The following is an 11837-nucleotide window of genomic DNA, read 5'->3' on the forward strand; positions in this document are numbered from 1 at the left end:
GGTATTCGTAAAAGGGCTTGCGAGAAAGTATTCGCCTTATCTGCTTCTGACCATACTAGTATTCGTGCACGGACTTGCGAGAAAGCATTCGCTTTATCTTCTTCTGCAGACTGTAAGGCATCACAACAGAAACCCATGCAAGCCTGGGGTGCATGCGAAGCTTGATCAGTAGCTGATATATTTTCGCCTTCAGCCCCACGCCTCTGGGGACGTTTTTCTCGAGAAGAGCCTCTATACTATCTATCGAAGGCATCTCAGTATTTTTTCCCGAGCGTGAAGCGTTTTTGATGATTTCATAAAATTCGCCGCTGTAATAGGGGGGCACTTTCTGCTGCTGCTCCCATACTTTGACGGCGCCGGAATCGCTGCGAATCTCTTCTGCAAAAGTCTTGATCTCCAGTAGCCACTCGTCGACGGTGGATTGATAGGGTACCACCTTCGTGAAAGGTCTCCCCCTTGTGCGCTCCTGCAGTGCGCCAATATCGGTGACCATCACCGGAAGGCCCATCTCCATTACCGTACTCAGAGTAAAACAATAGGTCTCTGAGCACAGGCAGGGGTACCAGATAAAGTTCGGTTTGAAATTGTCCAGTAAGCCTTTGAGCTGGGTTTCTTGATAAACACCGTGGGTAACAACGGCGCTAGACAGTGGACGATAGGCAAATCCCACCAGGTAAAACTCGATTGCCAAGCCTTGGCGGCGTGCTTTCTCGGCCACGCTCTCAAGAATATCTGCGCCTTTCTCTTTGCCGAGGGCGCCTAGAATTCCGACACGCACCGGCGAGTGCTCAAAAATGCTCCTAATCTGTACCGGCGGATAGCACCCTATAAGCTCAGCGTCCAGATGATTTCGTACCTCCACACAATAGCCCGGATAGTGCTTTTCAAATATATCTCGCACACTATTGCTGGGAGCGATCACAAACGAAGCGTTCTCAAAAAGCGAATCGCATAAAGCTCTCCACTCGACAACCGACAAGCCGCTACCTGCGATGATATCCTTCTTGAACAAAGCGGATTTGGTCATGCGCTCCGGAGAGAACCGCCCCTCTGAGTCGGTGAGCGTGGGATTGGCGGAAATCAGGTAGTAATCATGCAGTATCAGCGCATACTCACTGTCAGCGACCCTGAGCAGGTTCTGTACCTGTGTTTCCAGTCCCTTGATGTGATTGACCAGGGTAAAATTGGGCTTGATCGACTGGATAATGGAGAAGAGCAGCTCCTCTTCCTTGTCAACATCCAGAGACAATTGCAGGCCCTGTAGCCACTGTGGAAGAGTGATAATCCAGTCACCCCTATCGCCGGGCTCGATAACTACAAAATGTGCATTGCGCTGGTAGAATTGCCGCAGGTCGTTGATGTATTTGTTGGCGCCTCCGCCCATGCCGTGATTGAGCACGAGTACCACAGGTTCATCACAGTGCTGGAGCAGGGATAGTGCCGCCTGAAAACGATATGCCTTGAGCGGGTCGCGGCCGATAAATTGTGTCACCAGCACGCCGTAATTGGGGTGTCGCGCTAGCATAATATCCGCCGCTTTCTCCATGAGTTGCTTTTTTTCAGTGCCGAAACTTTCACCGCCCGAGTGGAAAACAAAGAGATTGGTGCAAAGAACATTGCGAAAGCCTGATTCGGCAGCACGCCTGCAGAAATCATTCTCCTCGCCATATCCGCGACCAAAGCGTTTGGCGTCAAAGCTGCCGACCTTATCTAGCGCCTCTCGGCGTAAATACATACAAAAACCAACACCGGTCGGAATGTCAACGGCATCAGCTGGCATCGTGTCCCGAAAGATTCTGTCCATTGACTTGTGAGACATACCCCAGGGCAAATCATTGTCTTGACAAAAATTAGGGAACGAGCATATTTCACCGTTGTTTGTGAACGGTGTGATCGTGGCTATAGTCGCGTCGCGCTCAGCCAGAAAAAGCATGCGGTCTATCCAGCCATCAGGGACCAGGGTATCGCTATTGAGGATGATGCAATCAGAACTTCCGGCGAGCTGAAAGCCAAGGTTTACGGTTTTTACGAATCCCAGATTTTGCTGATTCTTATGCAACTGGATATCTGTCGTGCGGTCGAGTTCTTCCAGGTAGGCCTCTAGATCAGGCTCCGGCCCAGCATCATAAATGACCAACAGTTCATGGGCGCTTTCGCATACAGACTGCTGGACGCTCTCCAGACAGGCCTTGACTATTTCAAGACCGCTATAAACCGGGACAATCACAGTGAGAGAATTATTCACAAATTGTGTACCTGCTGAATACCAGAGTGAAATCGTGACGCAATGATCCTCCTAGCGCTGATTTCTCAGCCTGAGTAACCTCAACCGAATGATATCGCGATTGCTGTCGCCCAACATATTTAGTGGTTTAGAACAGACAACACGAAGTGACTAAACAAACGATGTACTCCATGGAATTTGAAGCCGTTGGTACTACTAGCCATGCAGAAATCGCGTGAATTGTTGCAGTGTTACGTCAGTGGTGCAAGCAACTTTAGGGTAAAGCCTAATTTACGTCGAATCCGCGACAACGGAGTACCTTGTTGCCTCTGCCACTGATTATCTTTAATCAAATATTTCAATAGCTTACATTCGGTCTGACGATTTTCGCAAATATCTGGCTGACCCTCAATTTCTTGAGTATAAATGGCTCGCCGTCAGGATGACTGATTCAGTTTTGGTACCCGCCTCGCTGTGAGGCCGCTATAATACGAATAATTTCTTCAGTCTCAGGTAATTCGGGCGGCTGCCAAGGCACTGTACTTTGCGGCAGTGGCGAAAAAAATAATGTGCCATCGGCTCTACCCAGATAGGTTTTAGCAATGTGGTCGTATTGCGTTCTCTGGTAGTGCTCAAGCATAGACAGTCTTTCTTCTGGGGAAAAAAGCGGAGACCTGTCTGAAAAAGGATCGTTCTTTTGTAGGTAATTGCTAAGCCTCCCGTACTCAGCGCGTGCAATGCCGCTGATTCGTGCGTGATCCAGAATATAGTTAGCCTGGTTACTCATTTTTTTGTTGATAGTGGTCGTGCCGATGTCTAAACCACTAGTTTTGACTCCGATGATATTTAAAAAATCGACAATCAAGCCTTTCGGCATTTGTTCTTGTTCGAGTGGCCGAACTATAAGGTTTTCTCGACCAAAGACTCTTGCTAATTCATCCAGACTCGTTGCGTAAAGACTCTGAGAATCCAGCTGTACTTGATAATCAATATAGGCCTTTAGGCCCGTGGGATGACTCCTTTCGCTAGGGAATTTAAGATCCTGAGCGTATTTCGATTGCCACCAATAATCATGCCGCCGAAGGTAGATGATTATGCGGCAATTGAAGTCGGAGAAAAAATCTTTAAGCTCACTGATATCTCGATGGCCCGAGAAGAACTCTGAACTCCAGACAATAGCTTTGTATTGACCCGTATCAACGTATTGATTAACCAAGCTGCTTAACTCTTCGAGTTTAGAACCCTTGTCTTTCACTTCACGCGGGCCAAAATTAAAAAGCGAACTAAACGCGTAATGAGCATCATTAACAATAAATGAATCAGGATAGAGAACCCCGTTTTTTACAAGTATTTCACGGTTGTTATTCAGCCAGAACTGAATGCTTGAACTGGCCGCTTTGGCCATGCCAAAATGAAAATATATGGTTGGCTTTTTCTTGCCGCTTTGATCTTGGATATTGCTTTTAGTCAGGTACTTTTTGAAGATTTTCATAAGCTGATTATCATAAAAGTTGCTGAAGCCCTTCCAATTACGTTTTGTAGTGCTGGTGGAATACGAACACCTGAATTGGCCGCTAGCATGGATTACTTGCCGATAGAGCTCAAGATATTACCGAGCTCAATCGTACCGGAAAAATCAGATAAGCAACAGTTCGTCGGAGAGTCTGATGCCGGACGGAGAGCGGAGGCGCGTTCAACATGCTGGCGAATGGCAAGTATGCCGTTGGTGGCGGTGCCGATGAACCTCACCGTCCGGAGTAGACACTGCTCTACCAACTCATCAACGTGCACTACTCTGCCTTGGTGAAGCAACTGGCCCAGCCGCACAAATGGCCGCCCGACCATGTCCAGCGGGAATTTGAAATTCATGTGAATGATGGATAACCTGAAGCGATCTTTTCTGCCCAGGGCGCCGTTATACCCTGTATGAACGAAACGTATCTTTTCAAAATAACACTTCGACACAATGTGAGAGGCCAACCTAAAACAGTGAAATCTAAAGATTCTTTTGTGGAGCCTGAAGCTTCTATCACCCCGCGTGCCATTTGGCGAAGTGATGAAGTGGTCGTAGCAGAAGATGCCAATATTGTTCATTCAATTGCCCTTAATGAGATTTTGGGGCATACGGATGAGGGTTGGGAGGAATTCATCGGCGACTTCTCCGGGATCTGGCGGTTGATCTCTCAGCGGCATTCAGGCCGCTAATCCATTGCTCCAGCACATTCAGGTAAACAGTATCTTCGAGTAGGCGGGCCAACGGTGGCATCCGGTCCTGAGAATCAACACTTTTATCCCGAATATTCAAGATGGAATTGGCGATATTCTCTGGATCCACCACAAGCGGATTGGCTAATCCATAGTCTTCCAAATAGTCTCTCTGATTAGCCAATTGGCCGCTAACCACACCTTGATTTTCCAGCGGTGTTTCATAACGCGCATCCCACAAAGCAGCAATTCCCTGCGGCCCATGACAGGCGCCACAATTAATATCCCAGTAAGACCTGACACCGTGTTCAAGGGATTTTGTTGCGTCACTGATATTGGCGTGCGCGGGAGCGCTGGGAATTATCCCTTCATCCGGTGGCGCAGAAAAAATACCCAGATGATAGAGCGTAACTAGCTGGTTATCAGTGATGCTTTCCCGGTATTCGTAATCACCGTTCAAGGAAGCTGTTTTAGCACCCAGCACGCCTTTCGCATCCTCATTGTGAAAACTCAGGCAATCCTCTGGACTGGGGTAATTCCATGTTTGCTGCCAGTCACCGTCAGCAGAGGCAACAGTCACCTCGTCCGCCAGCCCCGCGGTCAGCAGATCTGCCTCGGAATTATCCTCACGCCATTTGTAAGTTGCGCCGTAAACCTTTTCCTCCTCCATAATGACTATCAGGCGCGTCTCAAGGCGACGCAACACACTGGGATCACTTTCATCCACAGGTAAGGCAAAGTGTTTAACGAATACGGTGCCCTCAGGCCACTGCCATTTACCCTCTTCTGACCAGATGACTTTTCTACCTGAAGGAATAGCAACCCAGCGAAGTTTTTCCGCTCGATCAGACCAGAGTGTCGCAATTGGCTCGTAAGGTATCAGGCTGCTACTGGGAGTCATCGCCGCAGTGTCGCTGAATGCACCTGTTTGAGATAACAGCACAGGGACATTACTCAGCCCCGCCGCTGCGGTCGCCGGCATATCCAGATAGGCCTTGGCATTAGGGCGACAGCCTATCGCATAGCTATGCCCAGACTTCTGCCTCTGCCAGGCCAAACTGTTCCCACGTGTTAACCGCCTCGCGATCGACTACCAGGTTGCCTGCTCCGCCAAATTCCGCGGCGACATAAAAGCCGTTCGCATTTTCAACCAGGCTGAACCATTCGAATTCGCTAATAGAAGTCGCTGTAGCCTCGAGTGTTCCGTCTTCCAGTACCGTGACATAGTTCTCTGTCTCCAATGATTGCAGTGCTACCAAACCATTCCCGGCATCGACCAACAAAAAGGTTTCCGCAGCCCCCCGGTTTCAGCCGAGGCGATAAGTGCGCCATTGCCACTAGCAACATACGGGGCATTCGCTACTTGGCGCGGCTGTGTGAAACAGGCTGCAGCCGTAATCTACCTTTCGTCTACCCTTCATCGCACGGTCACTAAAAGTTTATGGCCCCTGTCTACCTTGACTGACTGAAGTCCGTAACCAAAACACGTATACCAGGGAGTGAATAAATGAACTTGAAGAAAATGCTTGCGTTGTCAGCTGTGAGCCTCTCGTTGGCGCTAGTCGGCTGCAGCAGTGATGATGGCTCGACGGGAGCGGCCTAGTCGGCCCCACGGGTCCGATGGGTTCGACGGGGCTAACACAACAGCGAATACCATCTCGCTGTCTTTACTGGGACGCTATGAAACAGGCGTATTCGATGAGTCTGCCGCTGAGATAGTCGATTATGACCCCGCCACTCGTATGACCTTTGTGGTGAATGCGAATTCTGGTCAAATTGATGTTATTGATGCCTCATCCCCTTCAACGCCAACCTTGAGCCTGTCCCTGGATGTGGCTGCTGATGTCGCCGGTACGCTTGACATGGATGCCAGTGACCTGGGAGCCGCCAACAGTGTAGCGGTTAGTAATGCCACCTTGGCCGTGGCTATCGAAGCTGCCAACAAGCAGGCCAACGGTTACCTTGCTTTTTACCAAACCGATGGCACTTTTCTGAGTGCGGTGGAAGCCGGTGCACTGCCGGATATGGTGACGTTCACACCTGATGGCAACAAGGTGCTGGTTGCCAACGAAGGCGAGCCCAATGGCGATTATTCCGTAGACCCCGAAGGCAGCATAACGATAGTGGATATTTCTGCGGGTGCTGGCAGTGTCACAGCGGCCAATGTGACACGTCTCGATTTTACCGCCTTTAACAGCGGTGGTTTAACCGGGCCTGTGCGGATATCTAGTAAAGCGACCTCGGTCGCCGCAGACCTTGAGCCGGAATACGTGGGTGTCTCGGCTGACAGCAGTACGGCTTATGTCATATTGCAGAAAAACAACGCCATGGCTGTAGTCGACTTGGGCACCAACACCATCCAATCGGTGATGGGTCTGGGCTATAAGAACCACAATATTCCCGGCAATGAAATGGACCCCAGCAACCGCGACAATGGGGTGAACATTCGAATTGTGCCAGTGTTTGGCACCTATATGCCTGACGGCGCTGACACCTTCGAATTCGATGGTGTGACTTACATTGTTACTGCCAACGAAGAGGAAGCCCGTGAATTCCTGACCGATGCAACTGACGCCGGTGATTGCACATCCCAGGGCGGGTTCGACTTTGAAGACGGCGATTGCTTTCATTATCTAGATGAAGTTCGCATCAAAGATATTACCGACAATGGTGCGAGTTTTGACCCTGATCTGGTCGCACTGGCGGGCGCGGACTTTGAAGATAACGAAAAATTGGGCCGTCTGAAGGTCATTGCGAACCTGGGCACCACTGGCGCCTGTGCATCGCTGGCCACTACCGGCCTGCCTGAGACTGACTGTACCTATGAGGCATTGTATTCCTACGGTGCGCGCTCATTTACCATCTGGAATACGCAAACAGGTCAGCCGGTGTTCGACTCTGGCAGCGACTTTGAAGTGATTACTGCCAACCGTTTGGGTGACAGTTTTAACGCCAGCAATGATGACAACGAAGGCGATGATCGCTCCGACGATAAGGGCCCCGAGCCCGAGGCGATTGAGATCGCGGTGATTGAGGGGCGCACCTATGCCTTCATCGGCCTTGAGCGTGTAGGCGGCATCATGGTGTATAACATTACGACACCGGAAGCGTCCGAGTTTGTTCAGTACATCAATGCCCGCGATTTTACGGTTGCAGATGTTGAGGATGACCTGGAGCTAGTCGGCGACCTTGGGCCGGAGTCGATCAAGTTTGTAGCCGCTCAGGATAGTCCGACGGGCAACCCTATGCTGATCCCGGGCAATGAAGTGAGCGGCACTACCAGCTACTTCAATATCGCGGTAATTACGCAGTAATCAATGCCCCAGCGGCTTCAGGGGCGCGGAATAATGGTCGAATGAATTCGACCCCACGCTAGGCGCTCTGCAACCCTCACTTGTGTGGACTCTGCAACCTACCCTGTAGGGCCGAATTTATTCGGCCAAGGGTTTGATTTAACCTCACGCCAAAACCACGTCACCGCGCCAAAGAACAGCGCCCTGCTGCCTCCGCTGACGCCTATCTCGCCGCCATTGTGCGCCACATCACCGGAAAAGGTCGCGGCGCCATTGCCATACACATTGAGTTTGCTTTGCAGTAGAACCCTTAAAAACACCCCTTTTCGCCGCCGGCAAAACAGTTCAACTCCTTGCCTCTACGATAAATGCTCAGACGCAGGTCGCGATTCGGGGATGGCCGTGATTCGCCTTCGGCCTTGGCAATGGCCGTTGCCTGCTCAACGATGGCGTCGCTAAAACGACCGTTGGCAGCATATGCTGCCGCGAGCAACTCGTGATTATAAGCTTTGTCATTCAGCTTTATAGCTTCTCTGGCATGCATGGTCGCCTTGTCTGGATCCTTGTAACCAACCACTGTTGCCAGCACCCGCGCCAGATTGCCGTGCGCAATACCCACACCCTCCGCAGCGGCCAGCTGGTAAAGTTGAATAGCCTTAGCGTAGTCCTGCTTGGTTCTATGCCCCTTCTCTACCAAATGGCCAAGGTTGTTCCATGCTCGCGGGTAATCCTTGGCCGCAGACTTGTTATACCAGTCCAGGGCGGTACCGTAGTCCTGCGCAACAAAAGTGCCCTGCTCATACATCACACCCAAACTGAACTGCGCAACAGATTCGCCCTGGTCGGCGGCCTTCTCGAGCCACTGGAACCCGCGCGCGGTATTCTTGGGCACACCTGTTCCCTCCATGTACATTGATCCCAGAGCGCGCTGCGCCTCGGGATCGCCCATCTCGGCAGCGCGCGACATATAGAGCGCCGCCCTGCTCACGTCTTTGGCAACTTGATGGCCTGATATATAGGCCATTGCCAGTCTAACTAACCCCAGCGCAATACCCTGATCTGCTGCAGCTTCGTAGTAGCCGGTGGCGCGCTTGATATCTCGCGGTATACCGGCGCTCATACCACTGTGACCGCGCCCTTCAAAATACAACTCACCCATTTGCCAGGCCGCTCGTCCATTTTTTTGTTCCACAGCAGATTCATAAAATGACAGCGCCTTGTCGTAGTTTTTTTGTACCAGATACAGTCGACCACAGGCCAACTGCGCGTCAACATAGCCCTGAGCGGCAGCCTTCCTATACCAATTTAGTGAGTAAACATGGTACTCGTCCGGCTTCTGGTCCCTGCCGCTTTCGTAAAGCCAACCAAGTAGATACTGGGAATGGGCATCACCCTCCGTTGCAGATTGTACTAACCAGGATTCATACTCATCATCTTTGAGCGCCTGCGCAGGATCTTCATAATACAATTGCGCTGCCAGTTTTTTTGCCCGTGCATGGTCAGCACGCGCCGCTTTGCGCAGCCAATTAAGCGCAGTGTAGCGGCTTTCTTTTGTGCCCTGGCCGTAGGCACTCATGTAACCAACAGCGTACATGGCGGCCGGGAAACCCGTCTGCGCTGCCTGTTCGATATTGGTAAAGGCTCGTTGCAAATTCTTGTCAACGCCATAGCCATTATAGTAAGCCATGCCTAGCAGGTGGCGCCCCCGCGAACTGCCGCCCGCCGCACTCTGAACAAAATACTCCAGTGCCGTGGCGTGGCTTTGCTCTACCCCCAGGCCTAACTGATACATATTCCCCAGCGTTGCCAGCGCCTCCGAGCTGCCCAAGTCTGCCGCGGCAGTTGTATATTGTAAGGACAATGGGTAATTCGGCGCACCGAGATAATCATAAAAATAGAGGGTACCGAGTGTTTGCAACACGTTGGCATCCGTTTGCGGCGCTTGCTCCTTCAGCAACTGCAACGCTCGCTCCGGATCCTTCTCTACTCCCTTGCCACTCGTATAAGCCGCTGCCTGCATCACGAAGCCGAGCCCAAACCCCTCTTCTGCCAGTTCGCGCGCGATAGCCAGAGACCCTGGCACGCCATTCGCTGGCTGGTAGATGCCTGCCCGCTCATACGCCCTTGCGAGCGCGTACCGAGCTGATTGTGAAGCACCAGCTTGAGTACTCGAACGCTCACATAGTGCAATAGCCTGCTCTGACTCAATGGCAATCAGCAGCTTGCCTCTATTGTGAGGCGGCGCTAGCGCCTTTACAGCGGGGTCCCCCGGGTGACCCGCTTTCGCCAGACATCCGAATTCCAGCGTAGCTGCTTTCGCCGCTGCAATATTCTCTTCACCTTCCACAATATCCCCAGAAAACAGCATGCTCTTCTGGTCAATGGATCTCGGCGCCAGATACCACTGACTTCCCTTAAGCTCCAGCCAGTAACGAGCGTATTCCTGCAGCTGGGCTGCATTATCAAAAAAGAAGCCCAAGGTAAATTCAGGCACGTGCAGGCCAGAACCCTCTGCGAATTCACGTTCTTCCTCGGTCAACAGCATTAACGACACATGGAGCCGGGAGCCCTGCCTGGTAACCAGGCTATAAAAGAAGTCTTCGCCCTTCAGCTGAACCTGAGCGATATAGTGGTCGGGGTAGCCTGGTAATCGCTTGAACAGAGCCTGCATCTCATCAGTACTATCCAAGCCTGATTTGCCCTTTAGTATGGACTCGAGGAAGTGCACATTCAGAGTCTGATAATGAGTGCCTTTGCGCTCAAGAAGTGTGAGCACTGGCAGGTCGTCGTCTATAGTTTCATTCAATACACCTAGACGCGTGACAGATATCCCAACATCATCACCCACAGAATATAGGGCTTCTTCGGACGTGATAAGACAGCCGGAGAGCAAAATGGCCATTGTCAGCAGCAGGGTAAAACGCAGCAAGGCGCGCATCGTCACTGACCTCTCAGACAGAACAATCAGGTAACCCGGGGGCGCTGCAAAATGTCGCACAAACATCATCATAGTTCATCCTTGAGTGAAGACTCCCTGGCGCATCACCCAATAACAGAAAGCCGGGCCAGGAGGGCTTCAGACCCCGCTTATAATGATGCGACAAATATCACCCTATCAGTAGCTGTCAGACATGTCGACGATATGCCGCCACCGCGACAGCTTCCAAAATGCTGCTCCTGTCAGGATGGTTAGGGCCTGGAGAAATGAGTAGATTGTTGGCCCCAAGTATTAAAAGTACTCATCGCTAGTCGAGAATAATGGCCGAATTCATTCCGCCAACAACCAACGATACATCTACAGCAACCAAGCCTACTCAAATGCACTCAACACCGCCCAGGACTGATTAGCGAGCACTTGAAATGGCCCCGCCTGCCCCCATATCAATAACACAGGCTAGTACTACCCTTTTTAAGGTATACTGGTCATTCACAACGGGGGCGATTTGGATTCGACGACGGTCACAAACCCTGAGGTGCATGCCGTGATGGTAGCCAATCACGTTAATCCAAAGCTGCAAACTATTAGTTGCCAATGACGACAACTACGGTGCACAACTGGCTGCGTAAGTAGCCCTTTGTAACACCTCTAGTGGCTTCGGCCCTAGCGGTCCTTAGCAAGGTGCCAGCCCCGCGCTATTGACTGTCATATAGAACTGGATCGCTGTGAAGCCTGCCTGGGGTGGAACTGCTAAAACTTTACAGGATCGCCAATAACGTCCTGCCCGTCGGGCTGTTTGCGGTTAAATTAATTGACGGAATCTAAGCATGTAGAGCCGATGGCAGAGTACTGGCGGACGCGGGTTCAATTCCCGCCGCCTCCACCAAACAACTGAAAAAGGGTTGCCGCAAGGTAGCTCTTTTTTGGTTTATGCTGCAGGAAAAGGCAACATCGGCTCAGGCCTCGATAAGCACTATAAGGGGTCAGAGCCCTTTTTTCACTATAAGGGGTCAGAGCCCTTTTTTCGAAAGAACAAAGAACAATGCTCATAAAGGGCTCTGCTTGGATTCAAGAATCAAGTGCAACACGTATCAACCCTCCGTCCATTTCACGCTCCATTAGTTCTTGCGGTGTTTTAAACCCAAACCGCTTGCGAGGTCGCGTATTCAGAAGCCAA

The 11837-nt window shown here is 51.2% G+C and carries 7 protein-coding genes and 1 other RNA gene; 2 read left to right on the top strand and 6 right to left on the bottom strand.

The genetic code is table 11. The features are described 5' to 3' along the window. Window positions 1–55: 55 nt before the first annotated feature. The 5 genes from EYC98_RS20855 to EYC98_RS20875 all read right to left on the bottom strand — a co-directional run bounded on the left by EYC98_RS20855 (window position 56) and on the right by EYC98_RS20875 (window position 5712). Window positions 56–2245, bottom strand: a complete 2190-nt coding sequence (locus tag EYC98_RS20855; protein ID WP_279247344.1) for a glycosyltransferase — start codon at window positions 2243–2245, stop codon at window positions 56–58. 430 nt (window positions 2246–2675) lie between these two features. Next, entirely contained in the window at window positions 2676–3716 is a 1041-nt protein-coding gene (locus EYC98_RS20860) for a hypothetical protein (RefSeq protein ID WP_279247345.1), read from the bottom strand. Window positions 3717–3808: 92 nt separating this feature from the next. Next, window positions 3809–4318 (bottom strand): hypothetical protein, encoded by a 510-nt coding sequence (locus EYC98_RS20865; protein WP_279247346.1) that lies wholly within the window; start codon window positions 4316–4318, stop codon window positions 3809–3811. A gap of 52 nt (window positions 4319–4370) precedes the next feature. Next, entirely contained in the window at window positions 4371–5411 is a 1041-nt protein-coding gene (locus EYC98_RS20870) for a hypothetical protein (RefSeq protein WP_279247347.1), read from the bottom strand. A 43-nt stretch (window positions 5412–5454) separates the two neighbouring features. Continuing rightward, window positions 5455–5712 (bottom strand): fascin domain-containing protein, encoded by a 258-nt coding sequence (locus EYC98_RS20875; protein WP_279247348.1) that lies wholly within the window; start codon window positions 5710–5712, stop codon window positions 5455–5457. 294 nt (window positions 5713–6006) lie between these two features. Between EYC98_RS20875 and EYC98_RS20880 the strand changes: the two genes are divergently transcribed. After that, window positions 6007–7743 (top strand): choice-of-anchor I family protein, encoded by a 1737-nt coding sequence (locus EYC98_RS20880; RefSeq protein WP_279247349.1) that lies wholly within the window; start codon window positions 6007–6009, stop codon window positions 7741–7743. Between the two features lie 289 nt (window positions 7744–8032). On the opposite strand, the gene EYC98_RS20885 is transcribed toward EYC98_RS20880, so the two are convergent. Beyond that, window positions 8033–10732: an SEL1-like repeat protein gene (locus tag EYC98_RS20885; protein WP_279247350.1), complete on the bottom strand. Its 2700-nt coding sequence runs from the start codon at window positions 10730–10732 to the stop codon at window positions 8033–8035. 424 nt (window positions 10733–11156) lie between these two features. Between EYC98_RS20885 and ssrA the strand changes: the two genes are divergently transcribed. Beyond that, window positions 11157–11546, top strand: a transfer-messenger RNA (tmRNA) gene (gene ssrA / locus EYC98_RS20890). The last annotated feature ends 291 nt before the right edge of the window (window positions 11547–11837 follow it).

It is taken from the genome of Candidatus Litorirhabdus singularis (assembly GCF_026262625.1).
Taxonomy (GTDB): Bacteria; Pseudomonadota; Gammaproteobacteria; order Pseudomonadales; family Halieaceae; genus Litorirhabdus; species Litorirhabdus singularis.

Excerpts from the sequence above, each read along its gene's own strand:
- EYC98_RS20865 (WP_279247346.1), bottom strand. The coding sequence starts at position 4,318 with ATGAACAATATTGGCATCTTCTGCTACGACCACTTCATCACTTCGCCA.
- EYC98_RS20885 (WP_279247350.1), bottom strand. The coding sequence starts at position 10,732 with ATGATGATGTTTGTGCGACATTTTGCAGCGCCCCCGGGTTACCTGATT.
- EYC98_RS20870 (WP_279247347.1), bottom strand. The coding sequence starts at position 5,411 with ATGCCGGCGACCGCAGCGGCGGGGCTGAGTAATGTCCCTGTGCTGTTA.
- EYC98_RS20860 (WP_279247345.1), bottom strand. The coding sequence starts at position 3,716 with ATGAAAATCTTCAAAAAGTACCTGACTAAAAGCAATATCCAAGATCAA.
- EYC98_RS20880 (WP_279247349.1), top strand. The coding sequence starts at position 6,007 with ATGATGGCTCGACGGGAGCGGCCTAGTCGGCCCCACGGGTCCGATGGG.